This is a genomic window from Azospirillum aestuarii (assembly GCF_016632405.1).
GTDB lineage: Bacteria > Pseudomonadota > Alphaproteobacteria > Azospirillales > Azospirillaceae > Azospirillum > Azospirillum aestuarii.
In genome coordinates this window covers 467,811-492,202 of the sequence record NZ_JAEPIV010000002.1, presented here as the reverse complement: position 1 = coordinate 492,202, position 24,392 = coordinate 467,811, and the positions used below count along the sequence as shown (strand labels likewise).

At 68.4% G+C, this 24,392-nt stretch carries 20 protein-coding genes and 1 tRNA gene; 10 read left to right on the top strand and 11 right to left on the bottom strand.

The genetic code is table 11. The features are described from left to right. Window positions 1-33: 33 nt before the first annotated feature. Both JJL56_RS06945 and JJL56_RS06940 read right to left on the bottom strand, forming a co-directional pair. Complete coding sequence (locus JJL56_RS06945; protein ID WP_145622908.1) at window positions 34-1,668, bottom strand: tetratricopeptide repeat protein; 1,635 nt, start codon at window positions 1,666-1,668, stop codon at window positions 34-36. A gap of 128 nt (window positions 1,669-1,796) precedes the next feature. After that, a complete protein-coding gene (locus JJL56_RS06940) occupies window positions 1,797-6,653 on the bottom strand; it encodes an NAD-glutamate dehydrogenase (protein ID WP_200484685.1) in 4,857 nt (1,618 codons plus the stop codon). A gap of 220 nt (window positions 6,654-6,873) precedes the next feature. Between JJL56_RS06940 and JJL56_RS06935 the strand changes: the two genes are divergently transcribed. Together JJL56_RS06935 and JJL56_RS06930 are read left to right on the top strand one after the other, a co-directional pair. Next, a complete protein-coding gene (locus tag JJL56_RS06935) occupies window positions 6,874-8,541 on the top strand; it encodes an HD-GYP domain-containing protein (protein ID WP_145622906.1) in 1,668 nt (555 codons plus the stop codon). 247 nt (window positions 8,542-8,788) lie between these two features. Beyond that, window positions 8,789-9,760, top strand: coding sequence for a Bug family tripartite tricarboxylate transporter substrate binding protein (locus tag JJL56_RS06930; RefSeq protein WP_200484682.1), 972 nt, complete (start codon window positions 8,789-8,791; stop codon window positions 9,758-9,760). 118 nt (window positions 9,761-9,878) lie between these two features. On the opposite strand, the gene JJL56_RS06925 is transcribed toward JJL56_RS06930, so the two are convergent. From JJL56_RS06925 to JJL56_RS06905, 5 genes are all read right to left on the bottom strand, one after another. Beyond that, the gene (locus JJL56_RS06925) at window positions 9,879-11,507 is read right to left on the bottom strand and encodes a methyl-accepting chemotaxis protein (protein WP_247889227.1); all 1,629 of its coding nucleotides are present in this window, start codon (window positions 11,505-11,507) and stop codon (window positions 9,879-9,881) included. A gap of 237 nt (window positions 11,508-11,744) precedes the next feature. Next, on the bottom strand, window positions 11,745-12,728 hold the full coding sequence (locus JJL56_RS06920) for a tripartite tricarboxylate transporter substrate binding protein (protein WP_145622903.1): 984 nt from the start codon (window positions 12,726-12,728) through the stop codon (window positions 11,745-11,747). 545 nt (window positions 12,729-13,273) lie between these two features. Further along, window positions 13,274-14,203: an AEC family transporter gene (locus JJL56_RS06915; RefSeq protein WP_145622902.1), complete on the bottom strand. Its 930-nt coding sequence runs from the start codon at window positions 14,201-14,203 to the stop codon at window positions 13,274-13,276. Window positions 14,204-14,284: 81 nt separating this feature from the next. Continuing rightward, complete coding sequence (locus tag JJL56_RS06910; RefSeq protein ID WP_200484679.1) at window positions 14,285-14,962, bottom strand: RraA family protein; 678 nt, start codon at window positions 14,960-14,962, stop codon at window positions 14,285-14,287. Between the two features lie 614 nt (window positions 14,963-15,576). Next, window positions 15,577-15,651, bottom strand: a tRNA-Gly gene (locus JJL56_RS06905). A gap of 164 nt (window positions 15,652-15,815) precedes the next feature. On the opposite strand from JJL56_RS06905, the gene JJL56_RS06900 reads away from it, so the two are divergent. The 6 genes from JJL56_RS06900 (at window position 15,816) to JJL56_RS06875 (ending at window position 19,388) form a co-directional block, all read left to right on the top strand. Further along, window positions 15,816-16,382, top strand: coding sequence for a prolyl-tRNA synthetase associated domain-containing protein (locus JJL56_RS06900; RefSeq protein WP_145622900.1), 567 nt, complete (start codon window positions 15,816-15,818; stop codon window positions 16,380-16,382). Window positions 16,383-16,436: 54 nt separating this feature from the next. Continuing rightward, window positions 16,437-17,387, top strand: a complete 951-nt coding sequence (locus tag JJL56_RS06895) for a thioredoxin family protein (RefSeq protein ID WP_145622899.1) — start codon at window positions 16,437-16,439, stop codon at window positions 17,385-17,387. Between the two features lie 97 nt (window positions 17,388-17,484). Beyond that, window positions 17,485-18,174, top strand: coding sequence for an LON peptidase substrate-binding domain-containing protein (locus tag JJL56_RS06890; RefSeq protein WP_145622898.1), 690 nt, complete (start codon window positions 17,485-17,487; stop codon window positions 18,172-18,174). Window positions 18,175-18,222: 48 nt separating this feature from the next. Next, window positions 18,223-18,459 carry a Trm112 family protein gene (locus JJL56_RS06885; RefSeq protein ID WP_145622897.1) on the top strand — a complete coding sequence of 79 codons (237 nt, stop codon included), beginning with the start codon at window positions 18,223-18,225 and terminating at the stop codon, window positions 18,457-18,459. Beyond that, window positions 18,459-18,863: a gamma-butyrobetaine hydroxylase family protein gene (locus JJL56_RS06880; RefSeq protein WP_145622896.1), complete on the top strand. Its 405-nt coding sequence runs from the start codon at window positions 18,459-18,461 to the stop codon at window positions 18,861-18,863. The genes JJL56_RS06885 and JJL56_RS06880 overlap by 1 nt, the downstream gene beginning before the upstream one ends. 147 nt (window positions 18,864-19,010) lie before the next feature. Next, a complete protein-coding gene (locus JJL56_RS06875; protein ID WP_145622895.1) occupies window positions 19,011-19,388 on the top strand; it encodes a hypothetical protein in 378 nt (125 codons plus the stop codon). Window positions 19,389-19,395: 7 nt separating this feature from the next. Here the strand turns inward: JJL56_RS06875 and JJL56_RS06870 are convergent, their stop codons facing one another. After that, window positions 19,396-19,752 carry a cupin domain-containing protein gene (locus JJL56_RS06870; protein ID WP_145622894.1) on the bottom strand — a complete coding sequence of 119 codons (357 nt, stop codon included), beginning with the start codon at window positions 19,750-19,752 and terminating at the stop codon, window positions 19,396-19,398. A gap of 13 nt (window positions 19,753-19,765) precedes the next feature. Next, the gene (locus JJL56_RS06865; RefSeq protein ID WP_145622893.1) at window positions 19,766-20,452 is read right to left on the bottom strand and encodes an HAD family hydrolase; all 687 of its coding nucleotides are present in this window, start codon (window positions 20,450-20,452) and stop codon (window positions 19,766-19,768) included. A 311-nt stretch (window positions 20,453-20,763) separates the two neighbouring features. Between JJL56_RS06865 and JJL56_RS06860 the strand changes: the two genes are divergently transcribed. After that, window positions 20,764-20,982 carry a DUF1127 domain-containing protein gene (locus JJL56_RS06860; protein WP_145622892.1) on the top strand — a complete coding sequence of 73 codons (219 nt, stop codon included), beginning with the start codon at window positions 20,764-20,766 and terminating at the stop codon, window positions 20,980-20,982. A gap of 165 nt (window positions 20,983-21,147) precedes the next feature. Here JJL56_RS06860 and JJL56_RS06855 read toward each other — a convergent pair whose 3' ends face one another. After that, window positions 21,148-22,284: a type III PLP-dependent enzyme gene (locus JJL56_RS06855; protein ID WP_145622891.1), complete on the bottom strand. Its 1,137-nt coding sequence runs from the start codon at window positions 22,282-22,284 to the stop codon at window positions 21,148-21,150. Window positions 22,285-22,726: 442 nt separating this feature from the next. Between JJL56_RS06855 and JJL56_RS06850 the strand changes: the two genes are divergently transcribed. After that, a complete protein-coding gene (locus JJL56_RS06850; protein WP_145622890.1) occupies window positions 22,727-23,212 on the top strand; it encodes an MgtC/SapB family protein in 486 nt (161 codons plus the stop codon). Here the strand turns inward: JJL56_RS06850 and JJL56_RS06845 are convergent. After that, window positions 23,196-24,380 (bottom strand): multidrug effflux MFS transporter, encoded by a 1,185-nt coding sequence (locus JJL56_RS06845; RefSeq protein WP_145622889.1) that lies wholly within the window; start codon window positions 24,378-24,380, stop codon window positions 23,196-23,198. The two genes, JJL56_RS06850 and JJL56_RS06845, sit on opposite strands and share 17 nt — an antisense overlap. Window positions 24,381-24,392 lie beyond the last annotated feature (12 nt).

Genomic DNA, 24,392 nt, shown 5'->3' with positions numbered 1-24,392 from the left:
GGCCCGCGGGAAAACCCGAAGACTCGCGTTCGCTCAGCCGCCCACGCCGAACGAAATCTGGTTGTTGTCGTAGCGGGCGACGATGGTCAGCCGGTCGCCGGGGCGCACGTGGATCGGCGTTTCCAGATAGGTCATCGCCTGCTTCCAGTGGTTCGTCCGCGCCCGGCTTTCGGAGCGGTAGGTGACCTCCTCGTCCATCTGCAGGTCGAACCAGAAGGCGACGCCGTGGCAGGTGCCCTCCGCCGTGATCTCCACGGCGATCTCGTGGCCGCCCTCCTCGGGCATGTTGCGGGTGAAGTCGAAATCGAGCGCGGTGAAGGCGGCCGACAGCGGCGTGTGGGTGTCGGCGCCGAGGTCGATCTGCTGGTAGCCGGGGGAGCGGAACACGTCGAACGTCGACATGTCGAAGCCGCCGATGCGCTTCACCGGGTTGATGCGGGCCAACTCCGGCGTCTCCACCAGCATGGCGTAGACGGTCGAGGCGCGCGGGATGATCGCGCCGCCGGGCTTCACCAGATGGGTGCGCGCGTGCTGCAGCACCGACAGCATGCGCGGCGCCAGCATGCCGATGTTGATGAGTTCCGACACGAAGACGTCGGCCTTCTCCGGCAGGTCGCCGCCCTCGCCCACCGACAGGCGGGTGGACAGCTTCGGAACCACGTCGATGCGGTCGGCGTAGCCGTTGTTGGCGACGGTCTCGCGGGCGATGCGGGCGAGGATCGGGTTGACCTCGCAGGTCACCACCTTCCGCGCCCCGGCGCGCGCCGCCATCATGGCGACGATGCCCGAGCCGGTGCCGATCTCCAGGACCAGCGAGTCCGGGGTCACCGCGCGCTTCAGCGCCGCCTCATAGGCGTCGTTGCGCTCGAAATCGTTGATCATCGGCAGATGCCAGCCGGGGACGGCGTTGGAATAGATCAGGCGGCGGGTGAACTGCACCAGCGGGTGGTCCGGCGCGATGGCGCGGGCGGCCTCGATGGCCTCCACCGCCTCGTTGGCGCGGTCGAGGCTCTGCAGCGTGTGGGCGAGGCCGACATGGGCGGGGACGAAGCGGGGCGCCGCCGCGATCACCACGCGGAACGCCTCCTCGGCCTCCTCCAGGGCGCCGCGGGTGCTCAGCGCCTCGGCGAGGTTGTAGCGGGCCTCCAGATACTCCGGCGCCCGTTCCAGCGCGGCGCGGAAGGCGGCCTCCGCCTCGTCCAGCCGGCCCAGCTCGCGCAGGGTGGTGCCCAGGAAATTGTGCATTTCCGGCGCGGCGTCGCGCAGGGCCAGAGCGGCGCGGAAGGCGCCCTCGGCGTCCTCCAGCCGGCCCAGCGCCTTCAGCGCGTTGCCCAGGTTGCCGTGAAGCTCCGGCAGGCGGTCATTGAGAGCGATGCCGGCGCGGAACGCCGCCTCCGCCTCCGCGGCGCGGCCGAGCTGGAAGAGCAGGCTGCCGCGGCTGTTATGGAAGGACGGGTCCTTGCCGTCCTCGGCGATGGCCAGGGCGAAGAGGTCGAGCGCGCCGTCGGGATGGCCGGTGTGGGCGGCGACGACGCCCAACAGGTGCAAGGCCTGCGCGTTGTGCGGGTCGGTCGCCAGGATCGCCCGGCAGGCCGCCTCCGCCCCGCCCAGATCGTTCGTCCGCAGCAGGCGGATGGCGTCGTTCAGGGTCGGCTGGGGGTCGGTCATCGCGGCGGGCTCCGGTTGGGCGGACATTCCTTGGAATGGCCGCACCATAGCCGGAAAGCGGGCGGGACGCATGGGAAACCCTCGTCCGGACCCGCCCGAAGGGGGCCGGACGAGGGGTTTCAAGCCGTTTACCCCGCCGTCAGTCCGCGGAGCTGCCGGTTCGCCACCGCCAGCATCGACAGGTCGACGTTGGGCTGGGTGCGCAACTCGGACAGCAGCTGCTCCACCCGTTCCACCACCGGGCGGCGGTGGGCGATCCAGGCTTCAACGGGAGCCTCCGCGGGAAGCTGGTCCACCGCCTCCAGAACGCGGGTGGTCAGCGCGGTCTGGTGGGCGAACAGGTCGTCCACCAGGGCGGCCACCGCCTGCTTCTGCCAATGGTTCTCCGCCTTCGCCGCGGCGGCCTTGTCGCGCAGCCATTCCAGGCCGAAGCGGCGGCCCAGCATGAAGTAGACCGCCGCGACGTCCGCGACGCCCCGCCCGGTGCGCCCGGCGATGCGGACGAGGTCGGGAGCGGCGGCCAGCACCGGCAAGGCGGCCATGCGACGGGCCAGCTCGGCGGGGACGCCCTGCTCCTGGTAGGAGGCGACGCGGGCCGTCAGGCGGGCCGTCTCCTCGGCGTCCAGCACGTTGTCCAGACCGGCCAGGAGCGTTTCGATGCCGGGCCGGAAGGCCTCCGTCTCGCGGGCGATGTCCAGCGGCTGCGGGCAGCTTGCCAGGAACCAGGCGGCGGCGCGCTCCATGTGGCGGACCGTCTCCAGGATCATGCCGGTCTGGAGCGCGGCCGGGACGACGGTGTCGAGATCCTCGATCCCCGTCCACAGCGAGCGCAGGCCGAAGGCGTCGCGCACGATGGTGTAGGCGCGGGCGACGTCCGCCGGCCCCATGCCGGTCTTCTCCATCATCTCCTTGACGAAGGTCGGGCCGGTGCGGTTGACGAGGCTGTTGGTGACGCTGGTCGCGATGATCTCCCGCCGCAGCCGGTGCCGCCCCACCGCCTCCGCATGGGCCTTGCGCAGCGGCTTGGGGAAGTAGCGGGTGAGGTCGTCGGCCATGAAGGGATCGTCCGGCAGGTCCGACGCCAGCAGATCGTCGTAGAGCGTGATCTTGGCGTAGGCCAGCAGCACCGCCAGCTCGGGCCGGGTCAGTCCCTCGCGGTTGGCCATGCGGGCGGACAGCTCCTCCTCGTCGGGCAGATACTCGATGGCGCGGTTCAGCCGCCCCGCCTTCTCCAGCGACCGGATCAGCCGGGCCTGCGCCTCCAGCGCGTCGGGACCCAGCGCGCGGGCGACGGTCAGCGCCTGGCTCTGCAGATAGTTGTCGGCCAGCACCAGACCGGCCACCTCGTCGGTCATGGCGGCGAGCAGCTGGTCGCGCTGCTTCAGCGTCATGTCGCCGCGGACGACCACGTCGTTCAGCAGGATCTTGATGTTCACCTCATGGTCGGAGGTGTCCACGCCCGCCGAATTGTCGATGGCGTCGGTGTTCAGCCGCACCCCGTGCTGCGCCGCCTCGATGCGGCCGCGCTGGGTGACGCCCAGGTTGGCGCCCTCGCCGATCACCTTGGCCCGCACGTCGCGCCCGTCGATGCGCAGCGCGTCGTTGGCCTTGTCGCCGACCTCGGCGTTGGTCTCCTCCGCCGCCTTCAGGTAGGTGCCGATGCCGCCGAACCACAGCAGGTCCACCTCGGCCTTCAGCAGGGTCTGCATCAGCTCCAGCGGGGTGACGTGGTCCTTGGCGATGCCGAAGCGCTGGCGGATCTCCGGCGTCAGCTCCAGCGACTTGGCGGAGCGGTCGAAGACGCGGCCGCCCGCGGACAGCAGCGACGCATCGTAGTCCGCCCAGGAGGAGCGGGGCAGGTCGAACAGGCGCTGCCGCTCCTCCCAGCTCCGCGCGGCGTCGGGGTCGGGATCGACGAAGATGTGCCGGTGGTCGAAGGCGGCGAGCAGGCGGATGTGCTTCGACAGCAGCATGCCGTTGCCGAACACGTCGCCCGACATGTCGCCGACGCCGACGACGGTGAAGTCCTGCGTCTGGGTGTCGTGCCCCAGCTCGCGGAAATGGCGCTTCACCGATTCCCAGGCGCCGCGGGCGGTGATGCCCATCTTCTTGTGGTCGTAGCCGGCGGAGCCGCCGGACGCGAAGGCGTCGCCCAGCCAGAAGCCGTGGTCCACCGACACCGAGTTGGCGATGTCGGAGAAGGTGGCCGTGCCCTTGTCGGCGGCGACCACCAGATAGGGGTCGTCCTCATCGTGGCGGACCACCTCGGGCGGCGGCACCACCGCCCCCTCGGCGTCGAGGTTGTCGGTGATGTCCAGCAGGCCGCGCATCAGCGTCTTGTAGCACTCGATGCCCTCGGCCAGCGCCGCCTCGCGTCCGGCGGACGGCGGCGGCGGGCGCTTCACCACGAAGCCGCCCTTCGAGCCGACCGGCACGATGACGGTGTTCTTGACCATCTGCGCCTTCATCAGCCCGAGGATCTCCGTCCGGAAATCCTCGCGCCGGTCGGACCAGCGGATGCCGCCGCGCGCCACCTTGCCGCCGCGCAGATGGACGCCCTCCATCCGCGGGCTGTAGACGAACACCTCGACCATCGGGCGGGGCAGCGGCAGGTCGTCGATGTGGCGGCTGTCGATCTTGAAGGAGAGGTAGGTCTTGGGCCGCCCGTCCGCGCCGTTCTGATAGGCGTTGGTGCGCAGCGTGTTGCAGAGCAGGTTGAGGAAGCGCCGCAGGATGCGGTCCTCGTCCAGGTTCCTCACCCCGTCGAGCGCGCGTTCGATCTCCGCGGCCAGCCCCGGATCGTTCTGCGGGCGGCGGGCCGGGTCGAAGCGGCTGTGGAACAGGGCGACCAGCTTGCGCGCGATGGCCGGATGGCCGGCCAGCGTGCTTTCCACCACGTCCTGCCCATAGGGGATACGGGCTTGGCGCAGATACTTGGCGTAGGCGCGCAGCACCGTCACCTCCCGCGCGGTCAGGCCGGCGCGAAGGACGAGGCGGTTGAAGCCGTCATCCTCCATCCGGCCGTCCCAGACGGCGGCGAAGGCGTCCTGGAACTTCTCCTTCACCATCGCGCAGTCGATGGGCAGCCCGTTCTGCGAACGCGCGGTGAAGTCGTGAATCCACACCGGGGCGGCGTGGCCGGCGATGGCGATCTCGAAGGGGGCCTCGGTTATCACCTTCAGGTCCATGTGCTCCAGCATGGGCAGCACGTCGGACAGCGGCACCGGGCGGCCTTCGTGGTAGATCTTGACGTGCAGCTCGTCCCCTTCGGCCTCCAGCGGGCGGTAGAGGTTGATGCCCAGCGTGCCCTGGGCCGTCGCCTTCTCGATGCGGTCGATGTCGAAGACGGCGGCCTCCGCGTTGAACTCCTCGCGGTAGGCGGTGGGGAAGGCGTCGGCGTAGCGGCGGAACAGGGTGCGTCCCTGCTCCTCGCCATGGGCCTCGACCAGCGCGTCGCGCAGATGGTCGTCCCAGCCGCGCGACGCCTGGACCAGCCGCGCCTCCAGATCGGTCGCGTCGACGGCGGGCACGCGGCCCGGCTCGGTCCGGATGATGAAATGCAGGCGGGCCAGAACGCTTTCGGTCAACTGCGTGGTGAAGCCGGTGCAGGTGCCGTCGTAGGCGGCCTCCAGGATGGACTGGATGCGCCGGCGCAGCGTGGTGTCGTAGCGGTCGCGCGGCACGTAGACGAGGCAGGAGGCGAAGCGCTCGAACGGGTCCTTGCGCACGAACAGGGCCAGCCGCTGCCGCTCCTGCAGGTGCAGGATGCCGACCGCGATGTCGAGCAGCTCCGGTACCTGGATCTGGAACAGCTCGTCGCGCGGGTAGGTCTCCAGGATGTGCAGAAGCGCCTTGCCGTCATGGCCCTGCGGGTCGAAGCCGGCCAGCTCCATCACCTCCGCGACCTTGCGGCGGAGGTAGGGGATCTCGCGCGGGCTGCGGTTGTAGGCGACGGAGGTGAAGAGGCCGGCGACCAGCCGCTCGCCGACGATCCGCCCCTCGGCATTGAAGCGCTTGACGAGGATGGCGTCCATCGGGACGGAACGGTGCACGGGGGAGGGGCGGTTGCCCTTGGTCACCATCAGGACGCGCGGGTTGCGCAGGAAGTCGCGCACGTCGGGCGGCAGGGTGGCGTAGTTGCGCAGCCCGTCGAAGACGGTGACGGAGTCGTCGCGCAGGATGCCCAGACCGCTGCCGGCGACCAGTCCCAGCGAGGAGTCCGCCCCGTCGGCGCCGCTCTCGAAGCGGTATTCGCGGTAGCCGAGGAAGGTGAAATGGTCGTCGTCGGCCCAGGACAGGAAGGCCTTGGCCTCGTCCACCTCGTCGTCCGGGATGATCGCCGGGACGGCGGCGCGGGCGCAGTCGGCCTCCACGATGGCGGCGCGCACCTGCTGGCGCATGGCCCGCCAGTCGGCGACGGCCGCGCGCACGTCGGCCAGCACGCGCTCCAGCCCGTCGCGGGCCTGGTCCAGCGCGGCGGCGCCGGTGACCGCGCCGACCTCGACATGCATGAAGGATTCGGGGGCCGCGTCGGTGGGGGCCGCCGCGGGCTCGTACATCTCCACGAGCTGGCCGTCGGCGTCGCGCTTGACCCGCACCACGGGGTGGATGACCAGATGGACGGTCAGCCCCTGGCGGTTCAGCTCCGCGGTCACCGAATCGACCAGGAAGGGCATGTCGTCGTTGACGATCTCCACCACCGTGCGGTGGGACTGCCAGCCATGCTCCTCGACGCGCGGGTTGTAGACGCGGACCTTGGCGCGGTCCGCCGCCTCGCGCTGCTGGCCCCATTGCCACATGGCGAGCGCCGCGCCGTAGAGCTGCTCCGCCGGAGCCTGGATGATGTCGTCGGGCGGGACGTTGTCGTAGAACTGCCGTACGAAGCGCTCCGCCGGTGCGGCGCGGGTGCGGCCCAGCCGCTCGCGAACCTGCCGCACGACCTCTTCGGTCAGCTCGTCCTTGAGCTGTTCGGCCCTGAGAGCCATCGCTCCAATCCTTCCCTGATTTTTTGCGGCGGTTGGCCGCCGTTGTAGGCAAGAGGGTAGCCGATTTGCCGCGACAGGCAACAGGCGGAGGGGCGTAACCGGAAGAGGCGGTCATTACGGAGAAGCCCTTCGTGTCCAAATCGATGAAAGTTGAATGAGTCGGGAAGTGGGCGTATTTTTTGTGCAGGCGTGCTCCTGGCGCGCAACCACCGAGACGATCATGCCCAACGACGACGCCCGCCCGCCGGAGGCCAACCCGGTTCCGCCCGCCAAGCCCCGCCTGCATGTGCTCGTGGTCGATCCCGACCCGGCGCTGGCCGGGCTGACGCGCGCCGCGCTCGACGGCTTCGCGCTGGATGGGGCGCCGGTGTCGGTGCTGACCGCCGCGACCGCCGCCGAGGCGCGGGAGGCGCTGTACCGCAACCCCAACACCGCCGCCGTCCTGCTGGAGCCGGTGTTGGACCCCGCGGCGGATGGGCCGCCCGAAGGGCTCGCCTTCATCGACCATATCCGCAAGGATCTGGGGAACAGCCGCGTCCGCATTCTGGTCTGCACCGCCCATCCCGAGCGGGCGCCGGAAGAGGCGGTGGTGGAGGGCCACGACGTCAGCGACTACCGCCTGAAGGACGGGTTGACGGCGCGCACCCTGCGCACCGCCGTCGTCCCGCGGCTGCGCGCCTTCATCAACCTGCAGACCCAGGCGGCCGGGCGCAAGGCGCTGGCCCGCATGCTGGTGGCGACCACCGGCCTGCTGGAGATGCGCACCCCGGACGTGCTGTTCCCCAACATCCTGCCGCGCGTCGTCGGGCTGCTGGGCATCGGGCGGCACGCCCTGCTGTGCATCCAGGGCGACACGCTGCCGCGCGACCGCCGCATCCGCGTGCGCGCCTCCACCGGGCGCTTCGCCAAGTGGAAGGATGTGGACGTCGCCGAGCTGGGCGAGCCCAACGTCGCCGCCGCGCTGGAGCGGCTGAGCCCGAGTTCCGAAACCATCGTGGAGCCGGGCTACTGCGCCCTGCGGCTGCGCGCCCACGGCGGAATCATCGGCATGATCTACGTCGAGGGCCACAACAACGAGGGCACCGCGCGCGAGTGGCAGCTGCTGGAGCTGTTCCGCAACAAATGCTCCATCGCCTTCGAGAACGCCCTGCTGTTCGAGGAGCTGAACACCGCCCAGAAGGCCACCGTCCTGGCCATGGGGTCGCTCGCCGAATACAAGGACAACGCCGCCGCCGGCCATCTCCAGCGCATCGAGCGACTGGTCGGCGACATCGCCCGCGAGCTGCGCGTCCACGGCCGCTTCGCCGACGAGCTGGACGAGGAACTGGTGGAGAAGGTCGGGCTGGCCGCCCTGCTGCACGACGTCGGCATGCTGAGCGTGTCGGACGAGACGCTGGGCATCCCCGGCGAGCTGGCGAACAACGACATGGCGGCCATCCAGCGCCACACCGTGATCGGCCACCGCATCCTCAGCGAGGCGGCGCTGCCCCTGCGCGGGCGCAGCCTGCTGTCCATCGCCGCGGAGATCGCCCGCTACCACCACGAGCGCTACGACGGGTCGGGCTACATGGAGGGGCTGCGCGGCGGGGCCATTCCCGTGTCGGCGCGGATCATGGCCGTGGCCGACGTGTTCGACGCCCTCATCACCGACCGCCAGTACCGCAAGGCGTGGGGGGTGGAGCACGCCATCACCTGGATCGCCGAACGGGCGGGCAAGGACTTCGACCCGCTGGTGGTCGAGGCGTTCCTGACGGTGGTCCGCCGCATCCAGGCCGAGGAGCCGGACTGGTTCCCCAGGCCCGAGGGCGGCAACCAGGGTCTTCTGGTCGCGGCGATCGGGCGCAAGCTGCGCGCCCTGTTCGGCAACCGGGCCGAACCGATCAACTGACCTCCGTCATCGCGTGATGGAAACGGACCGAGCGGCCTTTCCCAGGTGGAAAGGCCGTTTTGCCGAGGTCTTCGGGTAACGATGACCGGCGCGGCAATGTGTCAATTTCTCTCACTCTGGTTGCGCCATAAATACTATTGTGTACGATAAATCGTGTTACTATGAATTGTGCAACCGTTACCGCGGGGGCGCTCCTTGGCGGCGCTCCGTTGTGGTGATCTTGCGGCAGCATTTGGCGGAGCCGACCATGAAAGCCAGACGTTTCTTTTCCACTCTTTTGACCTCCTGTGCCCTGATGTTGGGCGCGACGGCTGCCCAGGCCGCCTACCCGGAAAAGCCGATCACCATGATCGTCGCCTATGGGGCCGGCGGATCGACCGACGTGACCGCGCGCATGCTGGCGCCCTTCATCGAAAAATATCTGGGCGGCGGCGCGCGGATCGTGGTGATGAACCGCGGCGGCGCCGGGGGGGAGATCGGCTTCGCCGCCATCGCCGACGCCACGCCGGACGGCTACACCATCGGCTTCATCAACACGCCGAACGTCGTCACCATCCCGATCGAGCGCAACGCCCGCTTCACGCTCGACCGGCTGGACCCGCTGGTCAACATCGTCGACGATCCGGGGATCATGACGGTCCATGGCGACAGCCCCTACAAGACGGTGGAGGATCTGGTCGCCCAGGCCAAGGCCAACCCGAACACCATCACGCTGGGCTCCACCGGCGTCGGGTCGGACGACCATCTGGGCATGCTGCTGCTCCAGCGCCAGGCGAACGTCCGCTTCACCCATGTGCCGTTTCCCGGCAGCGCGGAGAACTACCGCTCCATGCTCGGCCGCCACACCCAGATCTGCGGCCAAAACCTGGGGGAGGGGCTGCGCGGCAAGGCCGGCGGCGACAACATCCGCATCCTGGGCGTGATGAGCACGCAGCGTTGGGACATGGCGCCCGACCTGCCGACCTTCAAGGAACTGGGCTACAACATCACCATGGCGTCGCTGCGCGGCGTCGGCGCGCCGAAGGGCCTGCCGCCGGAGATCCGCACCAAGTTGGTGGAGGCGGTGACCAAGGCCGCCAACGACCCGGAATTCCAGAGCAAGGCCCGCGACACCTACCAGCCGCTGCGCATCCTCGACTCGGAAGCCTTCTCCGCGGAACTGAAGGAACTGGACGGCGATTTCCGCAACCTCTGGCGCGAGTTCCCCTGGTTGAAGTGATTGGGTTGAAGTGATTGGGCTGAAGTGATCGGGGCAAAGCAAACAGGCGAGGCCGCATAGGAAAGGCCCCTCTTCCACATGGAAGAGGGGCCTTTTTCATGGGCGATGCCCTGACGGGTCAGGCCGCGGTGATGCGGGTGATGAAGGCTTCGATCTCGTTGTCCAGCCGGTTGAAGCTGCGCGACAGCTCCTCGGTCGTGGTCTGGACGGCGCCGGCGGAGTGGCCGGTGGTCTCCGCCGCCTGCTGCACCAGCCGCATTTCCTGGAGCACGGCCACCGTATCGGTGGCGGCGCGCTGGGAGCGCTCGCTGATGTCGCGGGTGGCGGCGTCCTGCTCCTCCACCGCCGCGGCGACGGTGCTGAGCGATTCGTCGACCTGCCGGATGGTGTTGACGATGGCGCGGATGGCGTTGACCGCCGCGGTGGTCGCCGCCTGCACCGCCGCGATTTCCGCGCCGATCTCGTCGGTGGCCTTGGCGGTCTGGTTGGCGAGGCTCTTGACCTCCTGCGCCACCACGGCGAAGCCCTTGCCGGCCTCGCCGGCGCGGGCCGCCTCGATGGTCGCGTTCAGCGCCAGCAGGTTGGTCTGGCCGGCGATGTTGTTGATGAGGCCGACCACCTCCTCGATCTTCCGGCTGGCCTCGCTGAGGCCCTGGACGATCGAGTCGGTCCGCCCCGCCTCGTCCACCGCGCCGCGGGCGAGCTGGGTCGACTGGGTGATGGAGCGGGTGATCTCGTCGATGGAGGCGCGGAGCTGTTCGGCCCCGGCGGCCACGCTCTCCACCTCGCTCGTCGCCTCCTGCACCGCATGGGCGACCGAATCGCTGTGGTGGCTGGTCTGGCGGGCGTTCTCCAGCATGACGTTGGCTTCCCCGCGCATGGAGTCGGCGGAGCGCACCACCTCGCCCATCATCGCCTTGACCGACGCCTCCAGGTCGGCGGCGAGGCTGTTCATGGCCCGGCGCTGCTCTTCCGTGGCGCGGGCGCGCATGGCCTCCTGCTCGCGCGCCATCTCCTGGACGCGCAGCGCGTTCTCCTTGAAGACGCGGACGGTGCGGGCCATCTGGCCGATCTCGTCGCCGCGCTCGGCGGCGGGCACCTCGTCCTCCAGCCGGCCCTGGGCCAGCCGTTCCATGACCGTGGTCAGGCGGACCACCGGACGGGCGATGTTGAAGCCGATGAACAGCGCCACGCCCACCGTGATGAGCAGGGCGACGATCGCGGCGGCGACGAAGGCCTGGGTGGTCGCGTCGACCGACGCGTTCACGTTGGCGTAGGCGTCGGCCGACTGCTGGCGCTGGTAGGTCAGGTAATCGCGGGCGGTGCCGTTCAGGCGCCCATAGGCCGCCTGGACCTCCTGCAGGAAGTCGAGCGGATCGACGCCCATCTTCAGAAGATCGAGGAAACTGGTCACCTTCGCCTGATAGGCGGAGGTGTCGGAACCGAAGCGCTGGAGGATCTGCCCCTCCTCCTCGGTCGCGGCCGACTGGCCCTTCATCTTGTCCGCCTGGACCTTCAGCTTGGTGATCTGTTCGGTCAGGGCCTTCGATTCATCCTCGACCGCCTTGGGGGAGGCGTTGGCGGTGCTGAGGATCACCGTCCGGTAGAGGCCGGCGTGGGCGACGGTCAGCGTGTCGGTCAACGCCTGGACGTCCGCTTCCCGCGTGAAGGAGCGGTTGAACAGCGTGTCCAGCAGGCGTGACTGTTCCGTGATGGCGGAGCCGCCGAGCAACGCGATGGCAAGCATGCCCAAAATCGCTGTCGCCGCCGGGATTCCCATTTTGGTGGGAATGTGGAGGTGATTGAGGAAAGTCATGGAGCACCTGCTTCAACCATTGGCCGGTCCGTTGGCGCCGGATGGTCAGCCGGATGGTCATGGGGGCTGGAACCGCACCCGCCGCAGGCCGGTCGGCCGGCGGCGGACGGTTTCGGGGACGGGCCGGACCCGGACGGACCAGCCCGCCCGGATCGCTTCAGCCCCGGATCACTTCAGCCAGGGCGACGACTGCCACAGCGACTTCAGCTCGCCGTCGAGCTGCTTCAGTTCCGCCGCGAAGGCGTCGGGGCCGAGGACGCGCAGCGGCTGGAAGGTTTCCTTGGCCTCGGCCTTCGCCACGAACTCCGGATCGGTCGCGGCCTTGGTGACGGCGTCCACCAGCTTGGCGCGCACGTCGGCGGGCAGGCCCTTCGGCGCGCAGACGCCGCGCAGCGAGGCCATCAGCACCGGGTAGCCCTGCTCCGCGAAGGTCGGGATGTCCGGGGCGGCCTTCCAGCGCTCCTTGCTCATCACGCCCAGCACGCGGATCTGGTCGGAGGCCTGGCCGCGCAGCCCTTCGCCAAGGTTCTGGCCGCTGATCTGGATCTTCTTGGCGAGCATCGCCTTGTAATTGGCGGCGGAGCCGGAGAAGGGCACGTGGGTGAACTGCACGCCCGCCTGGCGCTGCACCAGCAGCATGGCGAGCTGGTCGTCCGAGCCCACGCCGGTGGTGCCGACGGTGACGGTGTTCGGGTTGGCCTTGGCGTGCTCCGCGACGTCCTTCAGCGTCTTGAAGGTGCTGTCGCCGGGAACGCTCCACACGCCCGGATCGTCGACGACGTTGACCAGCGGGTCCAGCCGGTCCGCCGAGAAGCGGGCCTGACGCTCGATCGGGATCGACACCATGTTCGGCGTGTTGCAGAAGCCGATGGAGTAGCCGTCCGGCGCGGCGTCGGCGATGGCCGCGAATCCGATCTCGCCGCCGGCGCCCGGCTTGTTCACCACCTCGATCCGGGTGCCGCCCAGATGCTTCTCGATGAAGGGAGCCAGCAGGCGCGCGGTCACGTCGGTCGACCCGCCGGCGTCGTAGGCGACGACCACGGTGATCGGCTTCTCGGGATAGGCGGCCCGGGCCGTCGACAGAGCGGTCGTCGACATGGCCAGCGCCAGGGTCCCGGCCGCCAGCGCCAGGAACTTGCTGCGAATGATCATCTGGATGCCCTTCTTTCCTGCGGTATTGCGGAAGACCCCTTGGCCGCGGGCGCGGTGGGGTCCCGGGAGATCCCGCCCGTCCCGATGCGGACACAGGCTGGGCCTCCTTTTCTGAAATTCTCGTAAAGATCGACGGTCATTGATTTTGACGGCATTGAATCGGTCGGTCAGGAGCGACACGAAAAACCATCCTGCATTTGTGCAGAACAGATGCATACTTCGGTATGTCTGTATTCGTGGGCGGCCGATCCCGTCGCCGGCATGCCGGCGGCGTTCGGTCGTCGTTCTCGCGAAAAGGAGCGGTTCATGGACCCAACGCTGTCAAATCGATCCGATGAAAGCGGTTTAGACGCTTCAAGGTGGAAGATACAACGTCGTTATTCGTGTATCAATCGTGCTTGCCGGATCGGGCATCCGGAAATTACAGCAATTTTCGGCGAATGCTTTCTATCTGGCGTGGTTCCCTGGAGTTCCGCGCGATATGGCGTGCGTGATGAGCGTCAAATGGACGCATAATGAAAGTCGCATGCGGCGAAATGACCGCATCAGCCCATCGCCACCATGAAGGCGACGGAAATCGAGATCGGGGACATCAACGTGGACAGCAGCAGCGACATGGAAACCAGTTCCCGCCCCGTCTGGTAGCGCTCGGCGAAGGCGTAGACGTTGACGCCGATGGGCAGCGCCGCCGCGGTCACGGCGGGGGCCAGCCAGTCCGGCGGCAGATGGAAGACTTCCACCGCCAGGACCCAGGTCAGCACCGGGTGCAGGACCGTCTTCATCACCGCGAGGACCAGCGCCTGGCCGAACTTGCCAGACAGCTTCCCGAAGGACAGCGAGGTGCCCAGCGTGAAGCAGGCGCAGGGCAGGACGGTGGCCGCGGCGTAGTCCGCCGCCTTCATGACCGCGTCCGGCACATGGACGCCGGTCAGGTTGAAGCCCATGCCGACGACGATGGACAGGATCATCGGGCTGAGCAGGGTCGCCTTGACGGCGTTGACCGCGGCGGCGACCGGCCGCCCGCCCGCCGTCCGTTGCGCCTCGGCGATCATCGTCGCCGTGGTGAAGAGGAGCGGCGACTGGAACAGGATCAGCAGCATCACCGGGATGGCCACCGACGATCCGTAGGCGTCCATCAGGATCGGCGCGCCGAGCAGGCCGATGGAGGAGAAGGAGGGGGCGAAGCCGCCGATCGCCGCCTCGTCCTTGCGTCGGATGGACAGCATCCAGGCGGCGCCCAGCCCGAAGATGATGAAGGCCGCGACGAAGAAGGACGCCACGAAGCCCCATTCGATGGGATCGGGGATCTTCGCCTTGGCCATCGCCGCGAACAGCAGCGCCGGCAGGGCGTAAATGCCGAGAAATCGCGACAGCCCCTGAGCCGCCGTGTTGCTGAAATTGCCCGATTTCCCGGCGTAGAAGCCGAGCGCGACCAGGACGAACATCGGCAGCACGATTTGAAAGATGAGCGTCATGGCGGCTGAAACCGGTCTTGGGGGCGGCTTGGGGGACTGTGCGGTTCACCGGCTCGCGTGGTCCGGCGGAGGCGCCGGGGGTCAGCGCAGGGTGGGCGTCTCGACGATCTCCGGTTCCGGCACGCCCAGAACCTCCATCAGCGACTTGCCGGCGTCGAGCTGCTGCGACCAGACCTTCTCCTTGGCCATCAGGTCCAGGCAGCGCCTCAGGACCTCGTCCATCACGGCCAGCGGCACCACGGTCACCCCGTCGTCGTCGCCGATGATGAGGTCGCCCGGATTGACCACCATGCCGCCGACACCGGCCGGAACGTCCATCTTGCCGCCGAAGGACTTGTGCGGGCCGCGCGGGACCGAGCCCTTGGCGAAGACCGGGAAGCCGATGGTCCGGATTTCCTGAAGGTCGCGGACGGAGCCGTCGATCACCAGCCCGCCCAGGCCGCGCGATTTGCAGCCGCGGACCACCCATTCGCCGGCCAGCGCCACCTCCTCCAGGCCGGCACCGGCGACCACCACCACCTCGCCCGGCTCAGCCAGGCTGCAGGCGGTCAGCAGCATGCTGTTGTCGCCCGGCATCGACACGGCGGTGCGGGCCTGCCCGCAGAGGCGCATGCCCGGGGCGCAGGGCTTGATCCGGGCGTCCATGCTCTGGCAGCGGTTCTGCACGTCGGACGCGATGCTGCTGGGGACCGTTTTCCAGATATCCAGCATGTCCGGCGACAGGCGCGGAAAATTCACGATGTAGCGTTGCATAGCCATGGGAAGGACCTCTTGTCGTCTGGGCGGATTGCCGTCTGGGCTGTACGAAGCGGGGCTTGGAAGCGCGACCAGCGGCACCGCCGGTCGCAGCGCGACGACAGCGGAGCCGGTGACGATCAGGCGGGGGAGGACCGGCGTTGCCGGAGCGGCGGACGCCGGCCGGACAGAAGCGCCCTATCCGGGAAAATCACGGGCTCAGCCCGTCCGACATGACCGGACCATCCATGGTGCATACAACCCTAAACGGATAGAAGTTCTATTTGTTTCGCATTTGAAGCTTAGTCCTTCCGGGGGTCATACGCAAGTAGGTTGCCAATAAGTAAATTTATTCACGCGATCATATGGGATATGTGCGCGTGGAATGACCTACAAAAGTATGAATTTTGCGGGGATTCGCACCTTTCGATTGCGCCATTTGGCGGCGCGCCCTGTATGGCTGCGTTGATTCGGGGCGAGGGAAGTCGGGGAGGGTGAGGCGCCGGTTGCGGAATCGCAACGCGCGGGGAGCGGGATCGCCGGGAGGGAAAAACGAAAAAGGCCGGCACCCGAAGGTCCAGCCTTTCCATCCACTGTCCTGCTTCCCTTGCGGAGGTTCATCGCCTCCGTCGGGAAAATGGAGCGGGCGAAGGGATTCGAACCCTCGACCCCAACCTTGGCAAGGTTGTGCTCTACCCCTGAGCTACGCCCGCGCTCCGTTTCGCTGCCGTTCGGACCCTTGTGTCGGTGCCGTCCGGCGGCGTGCGGCGGACTATACTCATGGATCGGCGCAATGCAAGCGTCATGTTTCACTTTTCTCGGGCGCCCGGACAGATTTTCCCGGACGAATTTTTCCCACGCCGCTAAAGATGGCTCCATGGACACCCGTGACACCCCCGAGGGCAGGGCCGAGGAGCCGCTGCCGACGAGCCCGGAGCAGCTCCTGGAGCATCTCGCGGCGCTCGGCATCCGCACCGTGACCCACAGCCACCCGCCGCTGCACACGGTGGAGGAGAGCAAGGCGCTGCGCGGCGCGCTGCCCGGCGGCCACTGCAAGAACCTGTTCCTGAAAGACAAGAGGGAGCAGCACTGGCTGGTCGTCGCGCTGGAGGACGCGCGGGTGGAGCTGAACCGCTTCGACAAGGTGATCGGGTCGGGGCGGCTGTCCTTCGCCTCCGCCGACCGGCTGTGGCGGCATCTCGGCGTGCGGCCCGGCTCGGTCACGCCCTTCGCGCTGGTCAACGACCATGAGCGGCGGGTGAGGGTGGTGCTGCAGGAACAGATGCTGGCCCACGACCCGCTGAACTACCATCCGCTGCTGAACGACCGCACAACGGCGATCGCCGCCGCGGACCTGCTGCGCTTCCTCCGGGCCGGCGGGCACGAGCCACTGATCGTGCCCTTCGGGGAGGAGCCGCCGGACTGTCAGCCGGCGCTTGCTTAACGCGCCCCGTGCGCTCATCTATCACGCGAGATCGCAAAGGGATACGTGACCGCCATGTTCTCCATTCCGCCCGCCAACAAGCCCGCCACCGCCGGTGCCGCTCCCGCCGCCGGTGACCTGATCAAGGACAGCAGCGACCGCGCCTTCATGGCCGACGTCATCGAGGCGTCGCAGTCCGTGCCGGTGATCGTCGATTTCTGGGCGCCCTGGTGCGGCCCGTGCAAGCAGCTCGGCCCGATCCTGGAAAAGACGGTGCTGGCCGCGAAGGGCAAGGTGCGGCTGGTCAAGATCGACACCGACAAGGACCCGATGATCGCCTCGCAGCTCCGCGTGCAGTCGATCCCGGCGGTCTACGCCTTCTTCCAGGGGCGTCCGGTGGACGGCTTCATGGGCGCCCTGCCGGAGTCTCAGGTGAAGGCCTTCGTGGAGAAGCTGGTGAAGCTGGCCGGCGCCGCGGGCGGTGGCGAGGGCGACATCATGGAGGAGGTTCTGGCCCAGGCCAAGGAGGCGCTGGAGGCCGGCGACACCCAGACCGCGTCGGAGATCTACGGCGAGATCCTGCAGGCCGATCCGGAGAACCTGAACGCCGTGGCCTACGCCGGGCTGGTCCGCTGCCTGATTGTCAACGACGAGCTGGCCCGCGCCAAGCAGATGCTCGACAAGGTGCCGGAGCAGATCGCCAAGGACAAGGAGATCGCCGCGGTGCGCAGCGCCCTGGAGGTCGCCGAGCAGGCCGCCAACGCCGGCCCGATCCCGGAGCTGATGGAGAAGGTCGCCCGCAACCACGACGACCACGAGGCCCGCTTCGATCTCGCGCTCGCGCTGTTCGCCGCCGGCAAGCGCGAGGCCGCGGTGGACGAGCTTCTGGAGCTGGTGCGCCGCGACCGCGCCTGGAACGACGAGGCCGCCCGCAAGCAGCTCGTCAAGTTCTTCGAGGCCTTCGGTCCGACCGACCCGCTGACGGTGCAGAGCCGCCGCAAGCTGTCGTCGATCCTGTTCCGCTGATTTCGGAGGGCCGGCGGGCCGGAGGCGACTCCGGGTCGCGGCCTGTTCCGTTCCAGGCCGCTCTGTTCGCCGTGCGCGGGGGTTCTATATTCGTCGCATGAGCCGGAACCCCATCGACCCGTCACCGGACCGCTTCCCGCGGCAGCTTCCGATCTTCCCGCTTGCGGGGGTCCTTCTGCTGCCGCGCGGGCGCCTCCCGCTGAACATCTTCGAGCCGCGCTACCTCGCGATGGTCGAGGACGCGCTGGCCGGCGACCGCATGATCGGCATGGTCCAGCCGACCGACCCGGCTTGCCGCTTGCGCGAGCCGGCGGTCTACGGCACCGGCTGCGCCGGACGGATCACCAGCTTCGCCGAGACCGAGGATGGCCGCTACATCATCACCCTGACCGGGGTCAGCCGCTTCGCCATCATGCGGGAACTGGAGGGCCAGCGCGGCTACCGCCGCGTCGCCGCGGATTGGGACCGCTTCTCCGGCGACCTGATCGACCCTCTGGAGCGCGGCGGGGCCGACGGCTGCGGGCTGGATCGCCCGCGTCTGCTGGCCGGGCTGAAGGGCTATTTCCGGATGCAGGGGCTGTCGGTCGACTGGAAGTCCATCGACGGCACGCCGGACGAGCGGCTGGTCACCTCGCTGGCCATGATCTGCCCCTTCTCGCCCAGCGAAAAGCAGGCCCTTCTGGAGACGCCGGATCTGCCGGAGCGCGCGAAGCTCTTGATCGCCCTGGTCGAGATGGCCATTCTCGACGGCCATGAGGGGGACGGCGGCGGCGCTCTGCGTCACTGACCGTTTCCTGCAAACGATGTTGCACTCTCCGACTGCGAGGCCCGATCCATGAGCGCCCACCCCCACGACAACACGCCCGCCGACGGCAAGACGCAGGCGCGCGTCGATCCGAAGCTTCTGGAGATCCTCGTCTGCCCGCTGACCAAGGGGCCGCTGCGCTACGACGCCGAGCGCGCCGAGCTGATCAGCGACCGCGCCGGTCTGGCCTATCCGATCCGCGACGGCATTCCGATCATGCTGATCGACGAGGCCCGCAGCCTCGACGGGAAGCCGGGGGCCGCCTGATGTCCGACGAGCGGTTCGCGTCGGACGCCTTCGGCACGAAGCACTGGCCGGTGGAAGTCCGGCTGAAGAAGGAGGAGAAGCGGCTGGAGGTCGATTTCGACAACGGCCGGACCTTCTCCTATCCGGCGGAGTTCCTGCGCGTCCACAGCCCCAGCGCCGAGGTGCAGGGCCACGGTCCCGGCCAGAAGCAGACCGTCTCGGCCCGCCGCCACGTCGGCATCATGAGCCTGGAGGCCATCGGCCATTACGCCCTGCGGATCGTCTTCGACGACCTGCACGACAGCGGCATCTACTCCTGGAAGCTGCTGTACGAGCTGGGCGAGGACCAGGACCGCCTGTGGGCGGAGTATCTGGCGGAGCTGGAGGCCAAGGGGCTGAGCCGCGATCCCCGCGGCCGTCGCTGACGCAGTGGAGGCGGGGCGAGGCAATCCGCCGCGGCCCCGCTTCCTTCGCGTGTCCTTTCCGGGGGCCGGGGCGCGGCGTGTTGCGCTTTCATGAAAATGGCGTAGATAACGGCCCATCGACCGTTCCTCCGCCGCAGGAAGACCGCCGTGACCGCGACCGACCCGCCCGGCGCGACCGCCAGCCGGACCACCGCGCCTGACGCCGATTCGCCGCCTGCGGGCGGCGCCGCACTGCCCGTTCCCACGACACCCGCGCCGAATGATCCGCCGCCCATAGAGAGTGGCTGGGGTGGATGGACGCGCGGCTACGGGCGGCGCGGCAGCGCCTTGCGGCAGAAGCTGGCCACGCATCTGGCCGCCCGACGGCGCAAGCGGCGGGCCTGGGCGAGGGACATCGCACGGATCGTCCTGGTGGTGTCGATCATGGCGCTGTGCCTGCTGGCGGTGGAGATCGGGCGAAAGGCCGTCGTCGTGCTGAACCGCGCCGACCTGGGCGCCGTTCACCTGTTCGGGGAGCGTGGCTGAGCGCCCCTCAGGGCAGGATGACCACATAGCGCTTCGTCGTGGTCTCCAGCACCTCCCACACACCGTCGAAACCCGGTTCCAGCGTGAAGCGATCGCCGGGGCCAACCTCCCACCGGCGCCCGTCGGCGTGGCTGATGGCGCTGGTCCCTTCCAGGATCTCGCAATATTCCCACTCGTCGTAGACGATCCGCCAGGAACCGGGGGTGGAGCGCCAGACCCCGGCGAAGCGCTTGCCGTCCGCCGATTCATACTCGTTCCAGGTGGTGAAGACCGGGGCGCCGGACAGGACGCGGTCGGCGGCCGGGCCGCCGGTTTCGGGTTCCACGGCGGGGCGGGCGGGGTCGGTCAGCAGGGCGAAGCTCATCACGGTTTCCCTTTCACCAGGCGGCGAGCAGCGGCGGCAGGCCGTGCAGGCTGTCGATGCGGCGGTAGTTCTCGGTGGGCGGCTCGGCCACCTCGTGCGCCCAGGTGACATGGTAGGGCACATGGACGGCGTGGCCGCCGACGGCCAGCACGGGCAGGATGTCCGACCGCACGGAATTGCCCACCATGACGAAGCGCGCCGGGTCCACCCCGTGCCGGTCGAGCAGGCGGCGGTAGGTGGTCGGGTCCTTCTCGCTGACGATCTCGATGGCGTCGAACCGCTCGGCGAGGCCGGAGCGGGCGATCTTGCTTTCCTGGTCGAACAGGTCGCCCTTGGTGACGAGCAGCAGCCGGTAGCGCCCGGCCAGCCCCTCCACCACCTCCTGCACCCCGTCGAGCAGATCGACCGGGTGTTCCAGCATCGCCTTGCCGAACTCGACGAGGCTCTGGATGTCCCGCCCGCCGATGCGCCCGTCGGTCAGGTCCACCGCCGTCTCGATCATCGACAGGACGAAGCCCTTGATGCCGTATCCGTAGACGCGAAGATTCTCGCGCTCGGCCTGCAACAGCCGCCGGTCGATGTCTGCGGGATCGGCCAAATGGTTGGCGAGCAGCGCGCGGAAGCGGTCCTGCGTCATCGAGAACAGGGACTCGTTGTGCCACAGCGTGTCGTCGCCGTCGAAGGCGATGGTGTCGATCATGGGAAGAACTCGATGTCGGACGACGGTCGGAACCAGAGGTAGGACGCACCGCGACGCCTGTCCAGCGCTCTGTTTTAAACCCTGTTTGTTGGTGAACTGCACAATTTGTGACGCCCAAAAACTGTGCATTGGCCCATTATTCCTGCATCGGTGATATTCCTACGACAGCTATCGAGAAAGCACACGGCTCGCATACCCACATGGCGGTGGCGGGTTTGCGCGGGATGAGCAATATTCTTTCTCACAAAGCGAGGGCGCGGCGGCCACTTCCGGCAGGCCCCCTCGGGACCTTCAAAGATAGGATGACCACCATGGCAATCGCTCTGCGCACGGCCCCCGTCGGCCGTACCCTGCGCCCTGCTCCGGTGGCGTATGTGCTGGACAGCGTTCTGGACACGTTCGCCCTGTGGCGGCAGCGCACCATCACCCGCCGCGAGCTGGCTCGGCTGGACGACCGGATGCTGCACGACATCGGGATTTCCCAGATCGACGTCGAAGGCGAGATCAGCAAGCCGTTCTGGAAGGCTTGATGCCGCCGTCACGGCTGCGGGAGACCGCAAGGAAAAGGGCCGCCCCTGTCTAAGGGAGCGGCCCTTTTCGCGTCTGGGGCTTGGTATTCTCGCGAGCGGCCAAAAGAAAAGGCCCCTCTTCCCGAAGGAAGAGGGGCCTTTTTCTTGAACCCAACCGCCGCTCGATCAGATGCAGATCTGCTGGAGCGGGGCGAAGCCGTTGAAGCAGACCGCCGAGTAGGTGGTCGTGTAGGCGCCCGTGGCGTGGATGCGCACGCGGTCGCCGGCCTTCAGGTCCATCGGCAGCTTGTACTCGGCGCGCTCGTAGAGCACGTCGGCGCTGTCGCAGGTCGGGCCGGCCAGGACGACCGCCTCGCTGTCGCCCTCCTCATCGTCCCCCATCACCTGGATCGGGTACTGGATCGCCTCGTCCATCGTCTCGGCGAGACCGCTGAACTTGCCGATGTCCAGATAGACCCAGCGCTTCACGTCGTTGGCCGACTTGCGGGAGACGAGGACGACCTCGCTCTCGATGATGCCGGCGTTGCCGACCATGCTGCGGCCCGGCTCCACGATGGCTTCCGGCAGGCGGTTGCCGAAGTGGGTGCGCAGGGACTCGAAGATGGCCTGGCCGTAGGCGGTGGTCTCCGGCACGTCGGTGCGGTAGCGGGTCGGGAAGCCGCCGCCCAGGTTGATCATGCCGAGATCGACGCCCAGCACCTCAAGCTCGCGGAACAGCTGCGCCACCTGGAAGATGGCGTGGTCCCACTGCATCAGGTCCTTCTGCTGCGAGCCGACGTGGAAGGACACGCCGTAGGGAACGACGTTCATGCCCTTGGCCTTCAGCAGCAGCTCCCGCGCCATGGCGAGGTCGCAGCCGAACTTGCGCGACAGCGGCCACTCGGCGCCCTCGCCGGAGGTCAGGATGCGGCAGAAGACGCGGGCGCCGGGGGCGGCGCGGGCGATCTTCTCCAGCTCCGCCTCGCTGTCGAAGGCGAACAGGCGGACGCCCAGCTCGAAGGCGCGGCGGATGTCCGCTTCCTTCTTGATGGTGTTGCCGTAGGAGATGCGCTCCGGCGCGCAGCCGGCGGCCAGCACCATCTGGATTTCCGGGACGCTGGCGGTGTCGAAGGCAGAGCCCAGACGGGTCAGCAGGCCGAGGATCTCCGGCGCCGGATTGGCCTTCACGGCGTAGAAGATCCGGGCGTCCGGGAGCGCTTCCTCCAGGTCGTGGTAGTTCGCTTCCACGACGTCCAGATCGACGACGAGGCACGGGGTCTGCGGGCGCTGCTCTTCGAAAAAGCGCGCAATCTTTTCGGTCATCTCAGTCTCCCGGACGCAAGATGAAGGTGTCGGACGAATTGTGAAATAGCAGGGGCGGAGCGGCCGAACGCTGCTGACCGGTCAGAAAGAAAAGACGGTCAGGCGTTCAGGCCGCCCATACTGGACTGCCGCGTCGCCTTGCGGGGAAGAGCCGAACTGGACAGAACCGGAAAGAGTCGGAGACGGGTGAGCCGGCGCCCACCCACAACAACATGAACCATCGTAACCTCCAAGACGCCGCCTTGCTTAAGGGACGGTCGGGGATCACGCGTTACGTCGTTGCATAACCACATCTCGAAAAGGACGAGGGGCGGGCCAGCGGCACGTGCGCTTGCGAGTTGCGGTTACATAGATCGAACGGGCCGCCTTTTAAAGTGAAAAATGCGACCGGGCGCAAAAAAGTAGCAAGCGTTACGCAAAGGTAAAAATAGGGAGGAATAACATGGACTTGAGTACGGCCATTCCGGTCTGGGACATGGCGGCCCGGCTGGCCGCGGCGGCGGTTTGCGGGGCGGCGCTGGGACTCGACCGCGAGATCCGCGGCAAGGCGGCGGGGCTGCGCACCCACACGTTGGTGGCGATCAGCGCGGCGGTGACGACTCTGGTCGCGCTGGAACTCTATTGGGGCATGGCCGGGCATAGGGGCGGCGGTGGGGGCGGTGGGGGCGACATGGACCCCACCCGCGTCATCCAGGGTATCGCCCAGGCCATCGGCTTCATCAGCGCCGGGGTGATGTTCCGCGCCGGGACCACGGTGCGCGGGGCGACCACCGCGGCGCTGATCTGGATGGCGGGCGCGCTGGGCATCGCTTGCGGGGCAGGGTTCTACGTGCTGGCGGGCATGGCGCTGGCGCTCTGCCTCGCCGTCACGATCGTCTTCTCCTACGCCCTGCGCTGGATACCGGACTCCGTCAAGCGCGAGGAGTGACCAGAAGCCGGTGGGACAGTGCGGCGCCCAGGGCGACCAGCCCGATGGCCGTCATCATGGGAAGCTGGCTGTCCGCGTGGGTGTGCCCGATCACCACGCCGATCAGCGCCGCAACGGTCATCTGCACGAAGCCGACCAGGGAAGAGGCCAGCCCGGCCATCATCGGGTAGGGGCCGACCGCCCCGGCCATGGCGTTGGGCAGGGTCAGCCCGGCCCCCAGCATGAAGAGGAAGACGGGCGCCACCACCGCCGCCAGATGCAGCACCCCGCCCAGTGCCAGCCCCACCCCCATCAGCCCGCCGGCAAGCGAAACCGCCGTGCCGGTGCGGATCATCCGCGGCCCGCCCAGCCGCGCGCTCAGCCGCCCGGCGAGGAAGGAGCCCACCGCGTAGCCCAGCACCACCACGCCGAAGCTCGCGCCGAACTGCGCGGGCGTCAGGTGCAGCCGCCCGATCAGCACGAAGCTGGACCCGGAAATGAAGGCGAAGATGCCGCTGTAGGCGAAGGCCACGGTCAGCATCTGCCCGACGAAGCCGCGGTCGCGCAGCAGGCGTGAGTAGTTGGCGAGCAGCCGGCCGGGCTGCAGCGCCGTCTCGTCGCGGTTGGCGTTGGTCTCGCCCATCAGGGCCCAGGTGGCGGCCAGGATCAGGGCGGCGAAGCCGGTCAGCAGCAGAAAATTGCTCCGCCAGCCGAACCACTCCGTCAGGACGCCGCCGAGGATGGGGCCGGCGGCGGGGGCCAGCGTCATCGCCATCGCCATATAGGCCAGGACGGTGGCCGCCCGGTCGCGCCCGAAGACGTCGCGCACCACCGCCCGCGCCACCACCGGGCCGCAGCAGGCGCCCAGCGCCTGGAAGAAGCGCGCGACGATCAGTGTCTCGATGTCGTCGGTCAGCGCGCAGGCGGCGCTCGCCACCAGATAGATGAGGATGCCGCCGAGCAGGGCGGGCCGCCGCCCGAACCGGTCGGACACCGGCCCGTAGACGAGCTGCGACACCGCGAAACCGGCGAGGAAGACCGACAGGGTCAACTGGACCGTGGCGATGTCCGTGTCGAACACGGTGACCAGCGTGGGCAGGGACGGCAGATAGAGGTCGGTGGACAGCGGGCCGAAGGCGACGAGCGCCGTCAGCAGCACGCGGACGGTCAGGGAATCGGGACGGGGCATGGAAGAGGTCGG